Source organism: Streptomyces sp. NPDC050842, from assembly GCF_044456565.1.
GTDB lineage: Bacteria > Actinomycetota > Actinomycetes > Streptomycetales > Streptomycetaceae > Streptomyces.
In genome coordinates this window covers 1,024,676-1,046,026 of record NZ_JBITGA010000001.1, presented here as the reverse complement: position 1 = coordinate 1,046,026, position 21,351 = coordinate 1,024,676, and the positions used below count along the sequence as shown (strand labels likewise).

At 72.8% G+C, this 21,351-nt stretch carries 18 protein-coding genes; 11 read left to right on the top strand and 7 right to left on the bottom strand.

The window, feature by feature from the left end; genetic code table 11:
- Positions 1-12: 12 nt before the first annotated feature.
- Positions 13-831 (bottom strand): GntR family transcriptional regulator, encoded by an 819-nt coding sequence (locus tag ACIBG6_RS04660; protein ID WP_399221024.1) that lies wholly within the window; start codon positions 829-831, stop codon positions 13-15.
- A 34-nt stretch (positions 832-865) separates the two neighbouring features.
- The gene (locus ACIBG6_RS04655; protein ID WP_399221023.1) at positions 866-1,633 is read right to left on the bottom strand and encodes a GntR family transcriptional regulator; all 768 of its coding nucleotides are present in this window, start codon (positions 1,631-1,633) and stop codon (positions 866-868) included.
- Between the two features lie 191 nt (positions 1,634-1,824).
- Here ACIBG6_RS04655 and ACIBG6_RS04650 point away from each other — a divergent pair, with 191 nt between their 5' ends.
- From ACIBG6_RS04650 to ACIBG6_RS04630, 5 genes are read left to right on the top strand one after another with little or no spacing between them, the layout of a single operon-like run.
- Positions 1,825-3,078, top strand: a complete 1,254-nt coding sequence (locus tag ACIBG6_RS04650; RefSeq protein ID WP_399221022.1) for an extracellular solute-binding protein — start codon at positions 1,825-1,827, stop codon at positions 3,076-3,078.
- Positions 3,075-4,064, top strand: a complete 990-nt coding sequence (locus ACIBG6_RS04645; protein ID WP_399221021.1) for a carbohydrate ABC transporter permease — start codon at positions 3,075-3,077, stop codon at positions 4,062-4,064. The genes ACIBG6_RS04650 and ACIBG6_RS04645 overlap by 4 nt, the downstream gene beginning before the upstream one ends.
- Positions 4,061-4,894 carry a carbohydrate ABC transporter permease gene (locus tag ACIBG6_RS04640; protein WP_399221020.1) on the top strand — a complete coding sequence of 278 codons (834 nt, stop codon included), beginning with the start codon at positions 4,061-4,063 and terminating at the stop codon, positions 4,892-4,894. Before ACIBG6_RS04645 ends, ACIBG6_RS04640 begins: the two co-directional genes overlap by 4 nt.
- Positions 4,895-4,903: 9 nt before the next feature.
- Positions 4,904-6,394, top strand: coding sequence for a beta-N-acetylhexosaminidase (locus tag ACIBG6_RS04635; protein ID WP_399221019.1), 1,491 nt, complete (start codon positions 4,904-4,906; stop codon positions 6,392-6,394).
- A gap of 17 nt (positions 6,395-6,411) precedes the next feature.
- Positions 6,412-7,842, top strand: coding sequence for a cellulose binding domain-containing protein (locus ACIBG6_RS04630; protein ID WP_399221018.1), 1,431 nt, complete (start codon positions 6,412-6,414; stop codon positions 7,840-7,842).
- A gap of 176 nt (positions 7,843-8,018) precedes the next feature.
- Here the strand turns inward: ACIBG6_RS04630 and ACIBG6_RS04625 are convergent, their stop codons facing one another.
- The 3 genes from ACIBG6_RS04625 to ACIBG6_RS04615 form a co-directional block, all read right to left on the bottom strand.
- On the bottom strand, positions 8,019-8,975 hold the full coding sequence (locus ACIBG6_RS04625; protein WP_399221017.1) for a sigma-70 family RNA polymerase sigma factor: 957 nt from the start codon (positions 8,973-8,975) through the stop codon (positions 8,019-8,021).
- Between the two features lie 94 nt (positions 8,976-9,069).
- Positions 9,070-10,128 (bottom strand): ABC transporter permease, encoded by a 1,059-nt coding sequence (locus ACIBG6_RS04620; protein ID WP_399221016.1) that lies wholly within the window; start codon positions 10,126-10,128, stop codon positions 9,070-9,072.
- A gap of 66 nt (positions 10,129-10,194) precedes the next feature.
- Complete coding sequence (locus tag ACIBG6_RS04615) at positions 10,195-11,397, bottom strand: NAD(P)/FAD-dependent oxidoreductase (RefSeq protein ID WP_399221015.1); 1,203 nt, start codon at positions 11,395-11,397, stop codon at positions 10,195-10,197.
- A 229-nt stretch (positions 11,398-11,626) separates the two neighbouring features.
- Between ACIBG6_RS04615 and ACIBG6_RS04610 the strand changes: the two genes are divergently transcribed.
- The 3 genes from ACIBG6_RS04610 to ACIBG6_RS04600 all read left to right on the top strand — a co-directional run bounded on the left by ACIBG6_RS04610 (position 11,627) and on the right by ACIBG6_RS04600 (position 16,072).
- On the top strand, positions 11,627-12,163 hold the full coding sequence (locus ACIBG6_RS04610; RefSeq protein ID WP_399221014.1) for a GNAT family N-acetyltransferase: 537 nt from the start codon (positions 11,627-11,629) through the stop codon (positions 12,161-12,163).
- A gap of 321 nt (positions 12,164-12,484) precedes the next feature.
- On the top strand, positions 12,485-13,369 hold the full coding sequence (locus ACIBG6_RS04605) for an alpha/beta hydrolase family protein (protein ID WP_399221013.1): 885 nt from the start codon (positions 12,485-12,487) through the stop codon (positions 13,367-13,369).
- A gap of 99 nt (positions 13,370-13,468) precedes the next feature.
- Positions 13,469-16,072, top strand: coding sequence for a LuxR C-terminal-related transcriptional regulator (locus ACIBG6_RS04600; protein ID WP_399221012.1), 2,604 nt, complete (start codon positions 13,469-13,471; stop codon positions 16,070-16,072).
- 16 nt (positions 16,073-16,088) lie between these two features.
- On the opposite strand, the gene ACIBG6_RS04595 is transcribed toward ACIBG6_RS04600, so the two are convergent.
- Both ACIBG6_RS04595 and ACIBG6_RS04590 read right to left on the bottom strand, forming a co-directional pair.
- Positions 16,089-16,559 (bottom strand): hypothetical protein, encoded by a 471-nt coding sequence (locus ACIBG6_RS04595; RefSeq protein WP_399221011.1) that lies wholly within the window; start codon positions 16,557-16,559, stop codon positions 16,089-16,091.
- Between the two features lie 92 nt (positions 16,560-16,651).
- A complete protein-coding gene (locus ACIBG6_RS04590; protein ID WP_399221009.1) occupies positions 16,652-17,986 on the bottom strand; it encodes a hypothetical protein in 1,335 nt (444 codons plus the stop codon).
- 175 nt (positions 17,987-18,161) lie between these two features.
- On the opposite strand from ACIBG6_RS04590, the gene ACIBG6_RS04585 reads away from it, so the two are divergent.
- The 3 genes from ACIBG6_RS04585 to ACIBG6_RS04575 are packed head-to-tail and all read left to right on the top strand — an operon-like array spanning position 18,162 to position 21,348.
- Complete coding sequence (locus ACIBG6_RS04585; protein ID WP_399221008.1) at positions 18,162-18,614, top strand: hypothetical protein; 453 nt, start codon at positions 18,162-18,164, stop codon at positions 18,612-18,614.
- Positions 18,611-20,491: a GMC family oxidoreductase gene (locus tag ACIBG6_RS04580; RefSeq protein WP_399221007.1), complete on the top strand. Its 1,881-nt coding sequence runs from the start codon at positions 18,611-18,613 to the stop codon at positions 20,489-20,491. Before ACIBG6_RS04585 ends, ACIBG6_RS04580 begins: the two co-directional genes overlap by 4 nt.
- Positions 20,488-21,348 carry a hypothetical protein gene (locus ACIBG6_RS04575; RefSeq protein WP_399221006.1) on the top strand — a complete coding sequence of 287 codons (861 nt, stop codon included), beginning with the start codon at positions 20,488-20,490 and terminating at the stop codon, positions 21,346-21,348. The genes ACIBG6_RS04580 and ACIBG6_RS04575 overlap by 4 nt, the downstream gene beginning before the upstream one ends.
- The last annotated feature ends 3 nt before the right edge of the window (positions 21,349-21,351 follow it).

Below are 21,351 nucleotides of genomic sequence, written 5' to 3'. Positions count from 1 at the left end.
TGCCTCACCCCGTCACTCCACCGTCCCCCACCACGCCCCGGCACGCGCGGCGTCCGCCGCCGGGTGGTCGGCCGCGCCGTCGCGGAGGGCGAGCCGGGAGACGATGCGGTAGCGGTCGCCCCGGTAGAGGGAGCGCACGTACTCGACGGGCCTGCCGCCCGTGTCGGACGTGATCCGGTCGAAGAGCAGCGCGGGCGAGAGGACCGGTACGTCGAGCAGGGCCGCCTCCTCCTCGCTCAGCACCGTCGGTTCGATGGACTGGACCGCGTGGGCCGTCCGGATGCCGCGCTTCTCGCGCAGGTGGGCGTAGAAGCCGCCTTCCATGTCGGCGACGGTGAGGCCGGGGACCAGGTCGGCCGGGACGTGCAGGTGCTCCAGGGCGATCGGGTCGCCGTCGACGTACCGGAGGCGGGTCACGTGCACCAGTTCCGCCGCCGGGGAGATCGTGAGCTTGCGGCCGATCCGCGCGCCGGCTCGTACGGTACGGAGTTCGAGCACCGTGCTCGTCCAGCTGCCCCGGCTGCGAGGCACGCCGGCCGCGTGGGGCTCGGCGACCAGCTCCTGGGTGATCTTGTCCGGCGCGACGAACATGCCCCGTCCGTGCTCCCGCACCAGCAGGCCCGTGGCCACGAGTTCGTCGGCGGCGGCCCGCAGGGTGGGGCGGGAGACGCCGAGGGCGGCGCAGAGGGTGCGCTCGGAGGGGATGGCGTCGCCGGGGCGGCGGGCGTCGATGACGGTGAGCAGATGTTCCCGGACGCGCTCGCGCTTGAGCCCTGTCCGGCCGGCCACTTCCGGCTGCGCCCTGCCCCCTCCGTGCGGCTGCGGCTCCATCCCGGTCCTTCCCCGTCGTTCGGTCGGTTGCGCGTCAGTATGCATCTCCCTCGGTGGAGGAGGTCACGAGGCCGTCGCGCGTGAAGTCGAGGCGGGAGACGATGCGGTAGCGGTCCCCCCGGTACACCGAGTGGACGTACTCGACGGGACGGCCCGCGGTGTCGAGGGTGAGGCGTTCGATCAGCAGGGCGGGCGAGAGGACGGGGACGTCGAGGAGCGCGGCCTCGTCCTCGCTGACGACGGTGGGTTCGATCGACTGCGTGGCCTCCTGGACGTGGACCCTGTGGTGCTCCCGCAGGTGGTCGTAGAGGTCGCCCGCTTCGAGCTCCTCCGGGGTGAGCGCGGCGCCGACCAGGTCCGCCGGGATGTGTAGGTGCTCGATGGCCATGGGTGCGCCGTCGACCAGGCGGAGGCGGGCGATGTAGAGCAGTTCGGCGGCTGGCGAGAGGCGGAGCCTGCGGCCGATGCGGGCGCCCGCCCTGACGGTGGCGGATTCCAGGACGGCACTGGACCAGTTGCCGGAGGCCCGGGGGACGGCGAAGGCCGCGTCGTCCGGGGCGAGGCGCTGGGTGATCTTGGCGGGTGCGACGAACATGCCGCGGCCGTGTTCCCGTACCAGTGCGCCCGTGGCGACGAGTTCGTCGACGGCGGCGCGGAGGGTGGGGCGGGATACGCCGAGGGCTGCGCAGAGGGTGCGCTCGGACGGGATCGGGTCGCCGGGGCCGCCGGCTTCGATCAGGCCCAGCAGGTGTTCCCGTACGCGCTCCCGCTTCAGCACCCCGCTGGAGGAGTCGTCCTTCATGCCATGCCGTCCTTCATGCCGCGGCCCCCTACTGGTCAACTGGTAAGCCGGATACTAACGCGGTCTGTTGACCTGTCGACGACTGAACAGCACATCTTTTCCCGGGGATTGACGGCACGAATGGTCCATGCCACCTTCTGCTCACACACCTGACCACTTGACCAATTGGTCAACTACCCATCGAGGTGCCCGTGCAGACTCTCCCCCGTACCGTCGCCCTCGCGGCGGTCGTCGTGTTCGCCGCCACGGCCTGTGGCGGGCCGAGCGGCCCGGCCGCCTCCGGCGGAGCGGAGAAGGTGACCGTCTGGATCATGAAGGACAGCGTCACCGACTCGTTCCTCACCCGCTTCCGCACCGGCTTCGAGGCGGAGCACAAGGACATCGACCTCGACATCCAGATCCAGGAGTGGGACGGCATCGGCGAGAAGGTCACGGCCGCCCTCGCCAGCAAGGACGCACCCGACGTCATCGAGGTCGGCAACACCCAGGTGGCGCAGTACGCGGCGAGCGGCGGCGTCCGCGATCTCAGCGACAAGGTGACCGAGCTCAACGGCGCCGACTGGCTCCCGGGGCTCGCCGAGCCGGGGAAGGTCGACGGCAAGCAGTACGGCATCCCCTGGTACGCGGCCAGTCGCGTCGTGATCTACCACAAGGACCTCTTCTCCCGGGCGGGCGTCGCCACGCCCCCGAAGACGCAGGCCGAGTGGCTCGCCGTCACCGCGAAGCTGAACCGGGCCGGGACCCAGGGCATCTACCTCCCCGGCCAGAACTGGTTCACGCTGTCCGGCTTCGTCTGGGAGGAGGGCGGCGACCTCGCCGTCAAGGACGGCGCGACGTGGAAGGGCGCGCTCGACACCCCGCAGGCCATCGCCGGCATGGACTTCTACCGCCGGCTCCAAGCCCTGGGCAAGGGGCCGAAGGACGCCGACGAGGCGAAGCCCCCGCAGGCCGAGGTCTTCGCCAAGGGCGACGTCGCCCAGATCATCGCGGTGCCGGGAGGCGCGAAGATCGTCGAGGAGCTCAACCCCGCGCTCAAGGGCAAGCTCGGCTTCTTCCCCGTACCCGGGAAGACGGCGGCGCGGCCCGGTGCGGTCTTCACCGGAGGCTCCGACTTCATCGTCCCGGAGGCCTCGACCCACCCGGAGGCCGCGTACCGGGTCGTGGCGGCACTCGCGGGCGAGAAGTGGCAGACGGACATGGCGAGAACGATGAGCTACGTCCCCAACCGCACCTCTCTCGCCCGTGTCATCCAGGACGACGCGGGCACGGCCGCGATGGCCGCCGGGGCGGCGCAGGGCCGGGCCACGCCCAACTCCCCGCAGTGGGCGGCCGTCGAGGCCACCAACCCGATCAAGCAGTACATGACCGCCGTGCTGACCGGCGGCGATCCGGCGACTGCGGCCGCGACGGCGTCCCGGAGCATCACGAAGACCCTCGGCTCGTGAGCCGACCAGGACCGACTCCCCGCCCGCGGCGCCCCCGGAGCCGGCGCCCGCCTCGCCTCCCCCGTCTCCCCCGTCTCCCCCGTCTCCCCCGTCTCCCCCAAGGCTCGGCCCTGTGGCCGTACCTCCTCGTCGCCCCCACCGTCCTCGGCGGAGCGCTCCTCCTCGGATACCCCCTCGTCCGCAATCTGCTGATCTCCTTCCAGGAGTACGGCATGGGCGAACTCATCCGCGGCGGCGCCGGTTTCGTGGGGTTCCGGAACTACCGGACCGTCCTGACCGACCCCGAGTTCTGGGAGGTCGTACGGCGCACGTTCTGGTGGACGTTCGTCAACGTCGTCCTGATCATGGTGATCGGCACGCTCATCGCCCTCATGATGCGCAAGCTCGGCCGGCGGATGCGGATCCTGGTGACGAGCGGGCTCGTCCTCGCCTGGGCCAGCCCCGTCATCGCCACCACCACCGTCTTCCAGTGGCTCTTCGCCTCCCGCCTGGGCGTGGTCAACTGGCTCCTCGTCCGGCTCGGGTTCGAGTCCTTCGAGGGGTACTCCTGGCTGGCCGACGGTCCCGCCGCGTTCACCGTCCTCGTCCTGCTCGTGGTCTGGCAGTCGGTCCCCTTCGCCGCGATCACCCTGCACTCGGCGCTGCTGACCGTCCCCGCCGAGCTGTACGAGTCGGCCCGGCTCGACGGGGCCGGCGGCTGGCGCATCTTCCGCTCGATCACACTCCCCATCCTCCGGCCGCTCTTCGGCCTCGTCCTCTGTCTCGAAGTCATCTGGGTCTTCCGCTGCTTCGCCCAGATCTGGGCCGTCACCAAGGGCGGTCCCGGCGAGGCGACGACCACCCTGCCCGTCTACGCCTACCGCGTGGCCCAGTCCCTGCACCGCTACGACCTCGGGGCGGCCGTCTCCACGCTCACCGTCCTGCTCCTCGTGGCCGTGCTCATCGCGTACTTCCGCCAACTGCTCCGACAGGAGGCCGACCGGTGACACCGCGCTCCCTGCGCCGAGTCCCCCTGAACACGGCGGCGGCAGTCGTCTTCGTCGTCGCCGTCTTCCCGGTGTACTGGATGCTCCTCACCGCTTTCCGGCCCACCCCCGACATCCAGTCCGAGACCCCCCAGTTCCTTCCGGTGTCCGTGACCCTGGAGCACTTCGGGAAGGCCGTTGCCGCGGACGGCTTCTGGGTCTTCTGGCGCAACAGTCTGCTCGTGACCGCCGGGTGCGTCCTGCTCGCGCTCGTGGTGGCGCTCGCGTCCGCCTTCGCCGTCGCCCGGATGCGCTGGCGCGGCCGGCGCGGCTTCATCCTCATGGTCTTCCTCGCGCAAGTCGCGCCCTGGGAGGCGCTGTTGATCCCGATGTACGTCATCGCCCGGGACGCCGACCTCCTCGACCGGCTGGCGACCCTCAGCCTGATCTACTTCATGATCACCCTGCCTTTCACCATCGTCACCCTCCGCTCCTTCCTCGCCGCCGTCCCGGCCGAGCTGGAAGAGGCCGCGCAGGTCGACGGCTGCACGCGCGCCGTCGCCTTCCGCCGCGTGACCCTCCCCCTGCTGGCCCCCGGGCTGCTCGCGACCTCGCTCTTCGGCTTCATCACCGCCTGGAACGAGTTCGCCTTCGCCAACATGCTCATCATCAAGAACCAGGACGACCGCACCCTGCCCGTGTGGCTCTCGTCCTTCTCCAACGTCTTCGGCACCGACTGGGGCGCCACCATGGCCGCCTCCACCCTCTTCGCCCTGCCCGTACTCGTCCTCTTCCTGGTCCTGCAGGGCCGGGTCGCCGCCGGAATGACCGGCGGAGCCGTGAAGGGATAACGCACCTCGATGCCCCTGCCCCGACTCGTCCCCGAACCCACCCATCTCTCCGCCCTGCCCGGCCGGTTCACCTTCGACGCGACGACCGCCCTGAAGGTCTCGCCCGGCGCCGACTCCGCCGCCCGACTGCTCCGCACCCTGCTCGGGCCGGCCACCGGCCTTCCGCTGCCCACCGGCCCGGACGGCTCCGTCGTCCTCGTCCTCGACAGCGCCCTCACCGGGCTCGGCGAGGAGGGGTACGGCCTCACCGTCGGCGCCGAAGCGATCCTGCTGCGGGCCGCCCACCCCCGAGGGCTCCTCGCCGGAGTCCAGACCCTGCGCCAGCTCCTGCCCGTCGAGGCGCTCGGCGGCGAGCCCGCGCCCGGCGTCGTGTGGTCCGTCCCCTGCGTACAGATCACCGACACCCCGCGCTTCCCCTGGCGCGGCTCGATGCTCGACGTCGCCCGCCGCTTCCGCCCCGTCTCCTTCCTGCGCCGGTACGTCGACCTGCTCGCCCTCCACAAGCTCAACGTCCTCCACCTCCACCTGACCGACGACCAGGGCTGGCGCATGCCGGTCGCCGCCCTCCCGCGACTCACCGAGATCGGCGGCGTGCCGCACGGTGGCGCCTACACCCGCGCCGAACTCACCGAGCTCGTCGCCTACGCGGCGGAGCGCGGCGTCACCGTCGTGCCCGAGATCGAGATGCCAGGCCACGTCCGCGCCGCCCTCGCCGCCTACCCCGAAGTCGGCAACCACCCGGGCCGCACCTATGACGTCTGGGACCGGTGGGGCGTCTGCGACACGATCCTCGGCGTCCACGACGAGGCCCTCGACTTCTGCCGCACGGTCCTGGACGAGGTGATGGACGTCTTCCCTTCCTCGTACGTCCACATCGGCGGCGAGGAGTGCCCCACCACCGAGTGGCACACCTCGCCGGCCGCGCGCCGGCGGGCCGCCGAGGAGGGCCTCCCTGGTCCCGACGCCCTGCACGGCTGGTTCATGGAGCGGATCGGCCGGCACCTCCTCGACGCGGGGCGGCAGCCGCTGAGCTGGACCGAGAACGGCGCCGACCTCCCGCCGTACTTCACCGTCATGCCCTGGCGCGACTCCGACCACGGCCGTGTCGCCGTCCGGCGCGGACACCGCGTCGTCATGGCTCCCCACCGCACGACGTACCTCGACTACCCCCAGTCCACGAGCCCGACCGAGCCGCCGGGCCAGGCCGGGGAGGTCGTCGACCTCCGCACGGTCCACGGCAACGACCCGGCGCCGGCGGAGTGGAGCCCCGAGGAGTCTGCGCGGGTGCTCGGCTCCCAGGTCCAGCTGTGGACCGAGTACGTGCCCACCGCGGCGCACGCCGAGTACCTGACGTTCCCCCGGCTCTGCGCCCTCGCCGAGGTCGTCTGGACCGGCCGCCACGACTGGCCCGGCTTCCAGGAACGCCTCCGCCACCACAGGACCCGGCTCGACGCCCTCGGGGTGCCGCGCCGTCTCTCACCCACGTCCGTCCCCACCTGAGGAGAGGAACCACCACCATGAACGACCCCACGAAGACCAAGGGCCGCCTGCGGATCCGTGCCGCGCTCGCCGTCGCCGCGGTGACCGGGCTCGGCGCCACCGCGCTGACCGCGCTCCCGGCGGCCGCGGCGGGTGAGGCCGTCACCGTCCAGTACCGGCAGAGCGCCACCGGCGGCGACCAGGTCGAACCCTGGCTCAAGGTCGTCAACACGGGTACGTCGAGCGTCCCGTTGAGCCAGGTCAAGGTGCGGTACTACTTCAAGGCCGACGCGGGGGCCTCGTACACGTACGCCTGCTCCTGGGCGGTGAAGGGCTGCGCGAACCTCACCGGCACCTTCGGGACCCTGGCCGCCCCCACCGCGACCGCCGACCGGTATCTGGAGGTCGGCTTCACCGCCGGCGCCGGCTCGCTCGCCCCCGGCGCGGACACCGGCGACATGCAGCTGCGCTTCCACCGCTCCAACTGGCAGCCGCTGAACCAGAACGACGACTACTCCTTCGGTCCGAACCAGACGACGTACGCCAACTGGTCGACGGTCACCGCGACGGTCGGCGGCGTCCCGGTCTGGGGCACGGCCCCCGAGGGCAACCACCCCACCCCGACGCCCACACCCACCGACCCGACGACTCCCCCTCCCGCCGGGGCAGCGCTCTTCGACGACTTCGACTACACCGGCCACACCGACCCGGCGATCGCGGCCCACGGCTGGAGCGTACGGTCCAACTCCGGCGGCCCCGGAGTGCCCGGCGCCACCTGGGCCCCCGAGAACGTCACTTTCGCCAAGGAGGGCACGAACTCCCTGATGAACCTGCGGAGTTCGACGGCCGGGACGGGCGAATCCACCAAGCACACCGAGATCCTCACCCGGGCCTCGAAGTTCCGGAACGGCACCTACGCGGCGCGCGTGCGCTTCTCCGACGCACCGCTGTCCGGCCCGGACGGCGACCGCGTCGTCCAGACCTTCTTCACGATCAACGACCTCAAGGCCCCGATGGCCGACGACTACGCCGAGTACGACTTCGAGTACCTGCCCAACGGCGGCTGGGGCGAGCCCGCCAACATCCTCTACACCACGTCGTGGGAGACGTACCGGCCCGACCCGTGGGAGGCGGTCAACCAGCACTCGGAGGTCCGGGCGAGCTACGCCGGCTGGCACGACCTCGTCATGACGATCGACGACAACGCGATCGTCTACTACGTCGACGGCCAGGAGTTCGGCCGCCACGACGCCCGCTACCTGCCCGAGCGGCCCATGTCCATCAACTTCAACCAGTGGCTGATCGACCTGGCCGGCCAGACCTCGACGACACCGCGTGCCTACGACCAGAAGGTCGACTACGTCCTGCACGTCAAGGACCAGGTCCTGACCCCGGCGCAGGTGGCCGCCAAGGTGGGCGCGTACCGATCGGCGGGCACGACCCTCGAGGACTCGGTACCGGCCGCGTAGCAGTCGCAGGCACAGCCGCAGCCGCAGCCGCTTGAGGAAGGACGGTCCGGACCGGTCACGCACCGGACCGGACCGTCCTTCGTAGCGAATGCGGACGATCGCGGTCGATGTCGCGAACCCGGCCTATTGATTCGCAGCGCCGGGTGCCGTCGCTCCCGGCCGTCGTCGACGGCGGGTCACCACTGGGCGACGAGCGGCGTGTCCGGTCCGTGCTCCCGCCAGGCTTCGGTGAGGCGGACGAGGCGGGCGGGGGCGGCGATGCCGCGCACGGTCGCGATCCTGCCGCCCGCGATGTCGAACGTCACGGCGCCGATGACCTGGTCGACGAGGACGAACAGGAGGGCGGGGGCGCCGTTGACGACCGCGTAGTGGATGGCCGGTGTGCCGCCGGCCAGTCGCCGCTTCGCCGCTGTGGGCTTGAAGCCGGCCCGTACGACAGCGGCGATGCGCTGCGGAGTGTCGAACCGCAGCAGCTTCTCGGCCGTGCCGCCTGCGCCGTCCGAGATCGCGGTCGCGTCGTCGGTGAGCAGCGCCACCAGCCGCTCGGTGCGCCCCGAGGCGGCGGCGGCGAGGAACTCCTCGACGATCCTGCGGGCGGATGCCGGGTCGACTTCGCTGTCGCCGCGGCGTGCGGCGGTGATGCGGCGCCGGGCCCGGTGCAGGTGCTGCTGGCTTGCCGACTCAGCGATGTCGAGGATCTCGGCGATCTCGGCATGACCGTAGGAGAACGCTTCGCGCAGGACGTAGACGGCCCGCTCGAGGGGGGACAGCCGCTCCATGAGCGTCAGCAGGGCCAGGGAGACCGATTCACGCTGCTCGAACGTGTCGGCCGGGCCGAGCAGCACATCTCCGTCGAGGAGCGGTTCGGGCATCCAGGCGCCGGCGGTGCGTTCGCGACGAGCCTGTGCCGAGCGGAGCCGGTCCAGGCACAGGTTGGTGACGACCTTGGTCAGCCACGCTTCCGGCACCTTGATGCGCTGCCGGTCCGCGGCCTGCCAGTGCAGGAACGCGTCCTGCACAGCGTCTTCGGCGTCGGTGGCGGAGCCCAGCAGCCGGTACGCCAGCGAGGCCAGTCGGTTCCGGCTCGCTTCGAACCGGCTGGTGTCGAAGCGATCAATGGCGGTGCTGTCCATGCGGACCACCCTATGTGGTGTGGCTGAAGGCTCGCCTCGGGGCATCCGCCCTGCGGGGGTGGGGTGTTGCGCGCCGAGTGGTGGGCGAGGAGGGTCAGACCGTCGCGTGCGTGGCCGGCTGTGCGGCCGGCTGTGCGGCCGAACCTTCGACGGTGGCGGTAGGGCGTCGGCGCAGTTTGCCGGCCAGGCACATCACCGTACCGAGCGTGAGCCACGCCGCCAGGACGGTGGCGGGTTGGGTGGCGCCGTGACCGTCGAAGAAGGCGGTGGAGCGCAGCAGCCGGCCACCGGCCCCGGGCGGCAGCAGTTGGCCGAGGATGCCGGACCAGCCGGGCAGCATCTCGGGTGCGGTCGCGGTGCCCGACAGGGGGTTGCCGATGAGCATCATGGTGGCGGCACCGAGGCCGAAGCCGACGTACCCGAGCAGCGACTCGAGACCGAGGATGGTCAGGGCGATGGCCGCGATGGTCAGGGCGATGGCCCCGGTGTTGGCGGCGTACGAGCCGTCCAGCGAGCCGAACCAGAACTGCAGGATCGCCGCCACGGCAAGTCCGCCGGTGACGGCGAAAGCGAGCGCTCCGGTGACGCGGCGGACGCCGCCGCGGACGAGCCTGGTCAACAGCAGGGCGGCGAGCAGGCCGCCCATGACCAACGGCAGGGCTCCGGCGGCCAGTCCGGCGCCCCGTGGGTCGTCGGCCGGCAGCGGGACGAGGTCGCGGGCGGCGACCGCGGTGCCGGCTCCCCGCGTCTGGCCGAGGCCGGTCGCGATGCTGTCCAGCGTCTGGGCCACGGCGGCGCTTCCGGCGGATGCGGTGATGACCTGGGGGGTGCCGGCGCTGAGGTCGATCGCCCCGTACACCTCACGGTCGCGGATCAGCCGTTCGGCGGCGGCGGTGTCGGCGACCCCGACGACCTCGAAGCCGTCGGGAAGCCGTTGGTCGAGTACGGACGTGATCCGCTCGACGGCGGGGGCGGGCCCGGCGACGGCGATCGGCACGTCATGTACCGATGAGCGTACCGACGGCCAGGCGAAGGCGGTGAGCAGCAGGCTGATGCTCACCGTGAGCAAGGCGACTGCCCGGGCGACGGTCGGCCAGGGTGAGGGGGTGGGTGAGGGGGACGTATCGGCTGCGGGCGCGGCCTGAGTGGGCATGCCTTCTCCTTGAGAGGAGGGAGTTCCTTGCCGAGTGGCTCAAGATCGTGAAGCGTGACCCGGCGGCTACGCGACCGCCTTCTCGACGGCGGACGTCTTCGGCGCGGCGGCCAGGTGGTGCTTGCGCTTGGGCAGGCCGAAGGTCGGGTGCGAGGTGGCCCACAGCGACATCCTGACGATGCCCGCCTTGATCCGGGCGGCCTTCCGGCCGCCCATGTACGTCGGCTTCGCCTGTCCTTCGTCGTCGACCATCTGCAGGATGCCGTCCTGCCGCCCGAGGCTGATGTGGTTGCCCGGGTACTCCAGCTTGGTGTTCGCGATCTTGCCGCCGGTCAGGCGTCCGATGATCGCGTCCACGGCCTGCCGGCCGGTGTAGCCGGCCGAGGCGCAGGACATCGGCAGCGGCCGGCCGTTGTCGCCGATGACGTAGCCGCTGTCGCCGACGGCGTAGACGTCGGGGTGCGAGACCGACCGCATGGTGCGGTCGACCACGATCCGACCGTTCTCGGTGACCTCGAGCCCGCCGGCCGCGGCGATGGAGCTGACCGCGAACCCGGCCGTCCACACGGTCGCGTCGGCCGCGAGGGCGGTGCCGTCGGCGCACAGCACCCGCGTCGCTTCGACGGCTTCCACACTGGTGTGCTCCAGGACGGTGACGCCCAGCCGGTCACACACCTGGCGCAGGTGGCCGCGGGCTCCGGCGGAGAGCTGGGCGCCCAGCTCTCCGCGGGCGACCAGCGCCACCGACAGACGGGGCCGGGATTCGGCGATCTCGGTGGCGGTCTCGATCCCGGTCAGCCCGTCGCCGACGACCAGAACGTTCACGCCTCCGCCCCGCTTCTCCAGGCTGTCCAGACGCTCACGCAGGCGCAGCGCGGAGGGCCGGGCGGCGACGTCGAAGGCGTGCTCGGCCACGCCGGGGACGCCGCGGTCGTCACCGTGGCTGCCGAGCGCGTAGACAAGCGTGTCGTAACCGAGTTCGCCGCCGCCGTCGGCGTCGGCCACGGCGACGATCCGTCGCTCGGGGTCGACGGCCGTGACACGTGCGAGGCGCAACCGTATCCCCGTGCCGGCGAAGACGTCGGTGAGCGGGGGAGCGTCGATCTCCTGGCCGGCCGCGAGCTGGTGCAGGCGCAGCCGCTGGACGAAGTCCGGCTCGGCGTTGACCACGGTGACCTCGGCGCCCTCCGGGGACAGTCGACGGGCCAGGGTCCCGGCCGCGTAGGCTCCGGCGTAGCCGGCGCCGAGGACGACGATGCGGTGCTTCATGGTGTTGCTCCTGTCGGTTAGCTTGGCTCTCGGTGACTTGAGCGGGACAGCGCCCCGATTCCTGACAGGTACGGGATGTGACGTGGGTCACATCCGCCGTTGAATGGTTCGAGCGACCGCAATGTCGGCCCGGGCCATCAGCGGGTGGACGGTGGCGAGTGACGGCGGGCGCGTACAAGCAACCACCGAGCGCTTGGCCACTCCGCGGCGGAGAGATCATCATGTGGGGATGCCTCAGAACCCATCCCCTGCAGCACCGGCCGTAGTACGGCTCCCCCGGTACACGAAAGCGGACCAGGACGAGATTCTCGGCGGCGGCGACGACCCCTTCGGTGTTGCCGCGACCGGCCTGACCTGGCTGCCCAAGGAAGAGCACTTCGGTGTCAGGCGCGGCGACCGGCTTGTGGCCCACGCCGGCCTGCTACGGCTGCCCGTGGCGATCGGCGCCGCAGAGACGGAGGTGGTGGGCGTCGGCGGAGTGGCCGTCGCACCCGACATGCGAGGTCATGGTCTGGCTCGACTCGTCGTGGCAGCGGCACTCGACCACGCGCGCACGATGGGCCCTCACCATGCGCTCCTGTTCTGCCGGCCTCCCCTCGTACCGCTGTACCAGCGCCTCGGGTGGCATCCGCTCGACCAGGACGTACTCGTCGAACAACCCGAGAGCCGCGTGGTGACCATGCCGCTGCGGACCATGGTGACGCCCCTGCGCGACGACGCGTACTGGCCTACAGAGCCCGTACGACTCCGCTCCCTCCCGATGTGACGGCCCCGCACGACCCGAACCGGCGCTGGAGCGCTAGGCGATGAGCAGCGTCTCGCTCCGCCGGCGGTGGCCCACACGCGCACGCCGTCACGGCGCTTGCGCGCCCCTCACCACCCGTGGATGGTCCGGGTCGGCAATTTCCTTGAGGTCCAGCGGCGGCGCGCCCGGCAGCGGGGTGGGGACCGTGAATGCGAACGCCGGTGATTCTGCCGATGCCCGTGGGGCGTGACGACCCGACAGTGGCCGAGCCAGTTCACGGCGCGTCCGCCACTCCGCTCCCCCGGTGGCGGCCGCCCCACGACACGAGAGGACGACTCCGTCGTGACACGACACTTCGCCGCGGCCCTGGCCGCCACCTGCCTCACCCTGCTCTTCGCCCCCGGCGTCCAGGCCGCGGACACCGCCGCGGGCGCCACCGCCGCCAACCCGTACGAGCGCGGTCCCGCGCCGACCAATTCGAGCATCGAGGCGCTGCGCGGCTCGTACTCCGTCGCCGAGACCGGCGTCTCCTCCCTCGCCGTCACCGGTTTCGGCGGCGGCACCATCTACTACCCGACGTCCACGAGCGACGGCACGTTCGGCGCCATCGCGATCTCCCCGGGGTTCACCGCCCTCCAGTCCTCCATCGCCTGGCTCGGGCCGCGCCTGGCGTCGCAGGGCTTCGTCGTCTTCACCATCGACACCCTCACCACCCTCGACCAGCCCGACAGCCGCGGACGCCAGCTCCTGGCCGCGCTCGACTACCTGACCCAGCGCAGCGCCGTACGAGGCCGCGTCGACGCGACGCGCCTCGGCGTGATGGGGCACTCCATGGGCGGCGGCGGAACCCTCGAAGCCGCCAAGAGCCGGCCGTCCCTCAAGGCCGCCGTTCCGCTCACCGGCTGGAACACGGACAAGAGCTGGCCTGAGATCACCACCCCGACCCTCGTCATCGGCGCGGACGGCGACACGGTCGCCCCCGTCGCCACCCACTCCGAGCCCTTCTACGAGAGCCTGCCCGGTTCGCTCGACAAGGCGTACCTGGAGCTCAACGGCGCCACGCACTTCACCCCGAACTCCTCGAACACGACGATCGCGAAGTACAGCCTGTCGTGGCTCAAGCGGTTCATCGACAACGACACCCGCTACGACCAGTTCCTCTGCCCGCTGCCGCGGCCCAGCCTGACGATCGACGAGTACCGGGGCACCTGCCCCCTCGGTTCCTGACACTCTGTGCACCATCACAGAACGGTGGTCCCGGGTCTGGGCCCTCGCCCAGGCCCGGGAGCCTTCCGCCGTCACGTACGGGTCGGTAACGTGACCGCCGTGAGCGGAGCGAGCCCAGCCGCCGCCCCGGGCCTGCGGCTGTACGACCGCACGACCGAACTCGCCGCCGTGGCCCGTCTGGTGGCCCGTGTCGATGCCGGGACCGGAGGCGTCCTGTTCCTCACCGGCGATCCCGGCGAGGGGCGCACCGTGCTGCTCGACCGGGCAGCCGCCGACTTCCCCGGCAGGGCGTACCGGATCGCCGCGCCCGGGCATCGCGCCCCGTGGAGCGGAGCGCGTGCCCTGTTCGCCGCCCTGGCCGCCACCCCGTCGGCCGGGCGCAGGGCGCTGCGGCGCGCGCGGGTCGGGGACGGGCTGGGTGCGGCCGTCGCCGACCTCGTAGCCGGCACCGGTGGTACGGGCACCGGTCCTGGGTCCGGATCGCGGCGCTCGGTGCTGATCTGTCTGGACGACCTGCATCTGTGGGACGCCCATTCGCGGGCCGCTCTCACCGCGTCCTGGCAGGAGCCCGACCGTCGAGGTCTCGGCTGGCTGCTGTCGGCCGTCCGGCACCATCGTTTCCCCGATGTGCCGGGGGCGGAGACCGTCCGCCTCGGACGGCTGACCCCGGCCGGTGGCCGGGCCCTCCTGAGCGACATGTGCCCAGTGGCCCCGGCCCCGTGGGTGGAGGGGCGGTTGCTCGACGAGGCTGCTGGGCACCCGGGTGTGCTGACCGCGACCGTACGGCGCCTCTCCCCCGCCCACCTCGCGGGAACCACGCCCTTGCCGCGGCCGGCGGCCGACGGCGCCGTGCTCGCCGAGGTGTACGGAGGCCTCATGGGCCGCCTCCCCGCGGACTCCCGCCGCCTCCTCGCCGTGGTGGCCCTGGCGGCCCACACGGGATCCGGAGGACCGGACGCGCCGACGGACGGGATCGGCATCGACGCCGTCCTCGCCGGGGCGCGGGCCGCACGCACCTCGGTCGAGCCGCTCGACGGCCTGATCGCGGACGGGCTGCTGCACAGGAGCGGCGCCACGCTCCGTTTCGAGGACTCGTTCCTCGGCCGGGCCCTGCTCGCCTCGGCTCCGGGGCCGGGGTCGGGGCCGGGAGCCGACCCGGCACCGGGCCGGACCACGACCACGGTGCTCGCCCGGAGCGAGGGCCACCGCGCCGACCGCCTGGGCCCGCCCGCCGCCGTACGCGCCCTCACACCGCTGGCCCGCGGCCGCTCCCAACTCGTACGCGGTCTGGCCGCCCTCGCGGGCGGTCCGGTCATGGACGCGCACGAGGCGTTCCTGGAAGCGGCGGAGCTGTTGCGGGAGCGGGCACCCGTGGAGGCGTCCGACGCCCGGTTCCTCGCGATGGAGGCGGCCTGGGCCGGGGGTGACGTCGCCGGGTGCCTGGCCGCCCTGCACGGCGGAAGGGAAGTCCGGGGTACGGAGCGGGACTTCGCCGACGGGCTGAGCGCGGCCCTCGACGTACGGCTGGACGAGGCCCGTGCCGCGCTGACGCGCGTGGTGGCGCGGGACGGCGCCGCGGACGATCCCCGGCTGCTGCTCCGGGCCGGTTCGGCCGCGCTGGTCCTCGGCGACACCACCGCCGCGGCCAGGGTCCACACCCGGGCGCTCGCCCGCGCCCGGGCCGAGGACCGTACCGCCCTCCTGCCCCGGGCGCTGGAGCACCTCGCCTACGCCGAACTCCGGGCCGGCCGGTACAGCCGGGCCGCGCGCACCGCCCGGGAGGGGCTGCGGGCGGCGGAAGTGACGGGCCAGGACAACGTGGCCGCGCACCAGCACGCCGTCCTGGCGCTGGTGGCCTCGGTGGCGGGTGACGGGAAGGCGGTGCGGGAGCATGCCGGGCGCGCCCTCGCGACGGCGCGCCCCCACGGTCTCGTCCAGGCCGCCACCCTCGCCGAGTGGGCGCTCGCCAGGGACGAACTGGGCAGGGGGCTGGCCGCGCAGGCCACCGCACGACTCGTTCCCCTCGTCCGGCCCGGCCCCCGGGGCGGCCACTTCGCGCTGCGGATGCTGGCCGTCCCCTGCTTCGTGGAGGCGGCCGTCGCGTCGGGCCGGAGCGCGGAGGCCCGTGCGGCGGCCGAGGAGTACGCGGTCTGGGCCGCGCAGGGCATCGACCGCCCTGCGCCTGCTCAGCTGGCCCGCTGCCGGGCACTGCTCGCGAAGGACGAGGAATCGGCGTACTGGTTCGGTGAGGCCGTCCGTCGCCACGACAGCTGTGGCAACGACTTCGAGCGCGCCCGCACCCTCCTCGCCTACGGCACGTGGCTCAGGCGCCGCCGTCGCCCGGGCGACGCGCGCGGCCCGCTGCGCGACGCCCTCGTCACCTTCGAGCGGGCGGCGGCGGAGGGCTGGGCCGAGCACGCCCGGTCCGAGTTGCGCGCGACCGGTGGCGCCACCGGTGGCGCTGCGGATCCTTCGGTGGCGCGGGAGCTGACCCCCCAGCAGCAGCGCATCGCGCGCCTCGTCGCCCAGGGCGCCACCAACCGCGAGGTGGCCGACCGCCTCGCGCTGAGTCCCCGCACGGTCGACCATCACCTCCGTAGCGTCTTCGCCCGGCTGGGCATCCGCTCCCGCGTCGAACTCCCGGGCGTGGTGGGCGGGTGGGGCGCCGCGACCGGGAGCTCGCCACGGGAGGGCCTGTCCTGACCCTTCCGTACCGGTCTCAGCGCAGGACGGAGGAGAAGTTGTCCAGCTGGATCCAGGTCACCTTGTTCGTCGCCTGGGGGCCGAAGACGTTGACGGCGCCGGCCGTGTTCGCCTCGATGCGGATCGCGTTGATGCCCTGGCTGTTGTTGCGGGGGCAGACGCCGCGGGTCAGCTTGGGCGGGCGGATCGTGGCCGGGAGCATCCCGAGGCGGCCGTCGGCGGTGAACGCGCAGGTGACGGTGCCGCGCAGCTGGAGGTACTCCGTGCCCGCGAGGCGGATGACGCGGGCCTGGGCCGGTGCGCCGGCCTCGTTCTCCACGGTCGACTCCAGGGCGATCGCCGTCCAGTCGACGACGACCTGGCAGCCGTCCACGGGGTCCGCGGCGGCGGCCGGGGTGGCCGCGAGGAGCGGGGCGCCGACGGCGACGGCGGGGGCGGCCAGCGCCGCGGCGAGCAGGGAGCGGCGGCTGGTCGTGGGCTGGGTCATGCTCGATCCTCCGGATCGGGTGCGGCGGGCGGACGCCTGAACGGGTGTGATGGGTACGCGGGATTCGGCGGGTGGGGCGGGACGGCGGGCGTTCATCGCCAGGCGACCGAGACGCCGTCGAGGTCGATCCAGGTGATGGCGTTGTCGCCGGCGGCGCCGTACGCCCAAAGCGCGCCGTGTACGTCCGCCTCGATCTGGCACACACAGCGACCGGTGTTGTTGTTGCGGGGTACGTTCTGGCGGGTCAGGCGGGTGGGGCGCAGTCGGTGCGGCAGGGTCGCGATCCTGCTGTCCGCGGTGAGGCCGGGGGTGCAGGTGAGGGTGCCGCGCAGCTGGAGGTAGGTGGTGCCGGCGAGGGCGATCAGCCGTCCGCGCGGGGGCTGGGCTCCGGGGGTGACACCGGGCTCCAGGGTCAGGTCCTCCCAGTCCGCCAGCACCTTGATCCCGTCGACCGCGGGCTTCGTCGGGTACCAGCCGATGGTGACGTCACGCGAACCGGTGGTGCCGGGCACGGTGTTGCTGAAGCCGAACAGCAGCCGGGTCTCCGCGGTCGCGGGATCGACCTCCACCGCGACGCCCTCGGGCTCGCGCCGGGTGAGGCCGTCGGCGTTGGTGACCACCTGCCGGTCGAGGCGCGCGCCGGTGGCCCAGTCGTACGAGGTGAGGAACGCGATCCCGGGGAACTCGCTGGGGACCGTCGTCGGGTTGGCGGCCTTGTCGTACGGGGCCCACTGGTACGCGTAGAGGACGTCCCCGAGCACGGTGAAGCCCTGGGACACGAGCGTCTGCTGCAGCGGGTAGGGCGACGGCACGTCGGGAGTGACGTCCTCACCGGCCGGCATGACGAAGGTGGTGCCCACCGGGACCCAGGAGCCCGCGGCGGCCGCGGCCGGGTCGTACCGGGTGAAGTGGCGCTTGCCGCTCTTGTGGTACATCACGTAGAGCCGGTTGTTCACCGGGTCGAGGAAGGGCCCGGTGCCCGCGGTGCTGCCGGGCGGCGTGAACTTCCGCTCCTGCGGTATGAGGTTCCCGTCGAGAACGGTGCCGGGCTCGAACAGGAACCGGGTGACGGCCTTGCCGAAGGTGGACGAGACCTCGCCGCCCTTCATGGTGACGTGCAGCGGACCGACCTCGGTCCAGAGGTACGTGTCGGTGCCCGCGGGCTCCGCGCCCATCGAGAGGCCGTGCCCGAAGCCCTTCAGCTGCATCGAACCGGTCACCGCGCCGGTCAGGCGGTCGATGCGGTTGAGGTACATGTTCCCCTCGGGAACCGTGGCCGAGCTCTCCACCTGGAGCACGAAGACGTGTCCGTTGACCGTGTCGGTGGCGATGGCCTGCGGTGCCGGGCTCTTCACCAGGTCGACCGTCTGGATGAGACGGCCGGTGACGCCGGACAGATCGACGCCGTTGGCGTCCGTGTATGCCATGTTCTCTCCCCCGGGGATCGCCTACGGATCCCTATGTGAAGAAAAGATCATCACACGAGATGGCGGCGCGGACATGGCTTCCCGGCGTCCTCGTCGGATGGCCTGAACTGGACGCGTCCGCCGCTCGGCGCCGGGGAACGATCACCGACGTGCGTCGACGGAGGGGTGCGGGTACGTGAGCGAGTCGAGGGCCGCCGAAGCCTGGGGCGGTGCGGAGGAGTTCGTCGCGCTGTCCTCGGCGCTCAGCGGATTCAGCGTGACCGAGCTGGAGAAGACGGGCATGGCCGGGGAGTACGCGGAGTTCGTCGCGGCGCGGGTCGGCACCGGGCCGTGCCGTGCGCTGCGGGCGGGCCTGGCCGGGCTCTCCCACGACCCGGACTCCGCCGACGCGGCCGTCGGGGAGCTGTCGGCGGGGCTGGCCGAGGAGCCGCTCGCCCTTGCCAGATCGCTCACCCACCTCTGGTACACGGGGTGTTGGCCGGGCCCGCCGGGCTCGGCGCCCACCGTCGTCTCCGCCCGAGCCTACGCCGAGGGGCTGGTGTGGCGGGCCCTCGGCGGACACGCGCCCGGCACCGGCCGGCCCGGGTTCGGGAGCTGGTCCGAAGCGCCCGAGGGAGCCGCCCGATGAGCGCCGGGCTCGGGCCCACGGGCACGCACGCTCACTACGACGTCATCGTCGTCGGCGCGGGCATCGCCGGTTCGCTCGTCGCGCGGCGGCTCGGCGATCTGAGGCGGCGGGTTCTCGTCCTGGAGGCCGGGCCCGCGGTCGCCGACCCCGAGGCCGGCCACCAGGCCGCGCTGCACACGTACCTCACGGCGGGAGCCAAGGTCCCCGGCTCCCCGTACGTCCCGGAACCCGAGGCGCCCTGGCCGGAGGTGACCGACCTGGCCGGCCTGCCCTCGGGCGGGTTCACGGCCGACGGCCACCTGCTCCAGCGGGGCCCCCTCCCGTACGCCAGCGGTTACGTACGGGTCAACGGCGGCACCGGGAACGTGTGGACGGGGCTGACGCCGAGGATGCACCCGGAGGACTTCCGCACGGCCGAGTTCGGCTACGGCCGCAGCTGGCCGATCGGCTACGACGAGCTGGAGCCCCACTACCGGGCGGCGGAGTACGAGATCGGGGTCGCCGCCGACGTCGACGAACAGCGCGAGCACGTCGGGCTGCCCTTCCCCGACGACTACACCTTCCCCATGAAGGCCCTGCCCGTCAGCCACCTCGACCGGCTGCTCGCCGCCCGGCTCGACGGCCGTACGCTCCCCGACCCGGCCACCGGCGACCCGGTCGTCCTCCGCGTCACCGGCACCCCGCACGGCCGCAACAGCACACCCGACCCCCGCTACGACGGCGGCGCCGGATACGTCCCCGCGGGCGCGCACGGCCGGCCCGACCCCGACAGCCGGTGCCTCGGCAGCGCCAGCTGCATCCCTCTCTGCCCCAGCCACGCCAAGTACACGCCGCTCAAGACCCAGGCCCGCTGGAGCGAGTCGGTGACGCTGGTCGACCGGGCCGTCGTCCACCGGGTCCTGACCGACGGCGACGGCCGTGCCACGGGGGTCTCGTATCTGCGCTGGAACCCCGGGACCGGCCCGGCGATCCCGGGCACGGCCTCCGCCGACGTCGTGGTCCTCGCCGCGCACGCCGTCGAGAACGCCCGGCTGCTGCTCCTGTCCGGCCTCGGCAATCGCAGCGACCAGGTCGGCCGGAACCTGATGGACCATCCGGTGCTGCTCACCTGGGGGCTGATGCCCGAGCAGGTCGGCCCGTACCGCGGCCCGGGATCCACCTCGGGCCTGGAAGGGTTCCGCTTCGGGCCCGCCCGCCGCACCCGCGCGCCCTTCCGCGTCGAGATCGGCAACTGGGGGTGGGTGTGGGCGAGAGGTCCCGTCGACGGGGACGTCGCCGCGCTCCTGCACACCGGCGGCGCGGGCGGCCGGGGCCTGTTCGGCACGGAACTGCGGACCGCCGTGCGCGAACGCGCGGGGCGCCAGTTCACCCTCCAGTTCGAGATGGAGCAGGAGGCCGACCCGGCCAACCGCGTCACCCTCGACCCCCGCCACCGTGACGCGCTGGGGCTCCCCCGGCCGGCCGTCGCGTACGACCTGTCCGGCCACGTCAAAGAGGGCATGGCCGCGGCGCGGCAGGTCTCCGACCGGATCTTCGGCCTGCTCGGTGCCGAGGACCACACCGACGATCCGGCCGGTCCGGTCTGGCCGGGCCGCTTCGAGCACCGGGGCAGGACCTACTCCTACCGGGGAGCCGGCCACGCGGCGGGCACCCACATCATGGGCGACGACCCCGCGACCTCCGTCGTCGACTCCGACCAGCGCTGCTGGGACCATCCCGGCCTGTACGCCGTGGGCTGCGGCAGCATGCCCTCGGTCGCCACCTCCAACCCGACCCTGACCATGGCCGCCCTCGCGCTGCGCAGCGCCGGGGCCATCGCCCGCGAGCTCACCGCTCGCGACCGGCCCGCCGTCATCTCTCCAGGAGCCGCCCCGTGACCCCCCTGCCGCTGCCGCCCGTCCACGCGCCGTACCAACTGCCGTTCCACTACGGGGCACTGCACCAGATCGGCGTCGACTTCCTCGTGGAGCCCGAGCCGGTGCGGGATCTGCTGGCCAAGTGCCATCCGGCCCTGAGCGCGGCCGAGTTCGACGGGCGGGCCGTCGTGTCCCTCAACTACCAGCTCTACTTCGCGCAGTACGCCTTCGGTGGTGGCATCACCCAGGAGATCGAGTTCAACGTCATCGCCCACCCGACGTCGGAGGCCCACCGGCTGCCCCGCCTCTCCTACGAGGAGTACGCCCACGGCGTCGACCAGACCCGGCTGCTCGGCATCGCCCGCATCCACGTCCTGTGCGACAACCCGCTGGCCATCGACGCGGGGCGCCGCCTCTTCGCCGAGCCCAAGCATCCGGGCTGGTTCGAGACGACGATGCCCTCGCCCAACGGCCCGGCGGGTGACGCCTGGTCCGTGCGCTGCCGCAAGGCCACGGCGGCGGCCGACGGCTCGGCCACGGTGGTGCGCCACGACGTGGACGTCTTCACCCTCACCGCCGACCTCACCGGTCTGCCGTCGGTCCCGGCGAACAACGCTCCGGTCACCGGCTACGGCACCGACGCCGAAGGGCGTGCGCTGGCCGGACCGATGAACCTCTACCAGCCCTACCGGCACCACGCCCTCGACCCCGTCGCCGACGCCGGCCGGATCCGCCTGACCGTCCACGACGGGACGACGGAGCTCGGACAGGACCTCACGACCCTCGTGGGCCCCCGCCCCGCGGCGGGCGCCTGGACGTTCCAGTCCCCGCCGGTGGCCGCCCACAACCGCCCTTACTACCTGCCCGAACCGCGCTGAGAC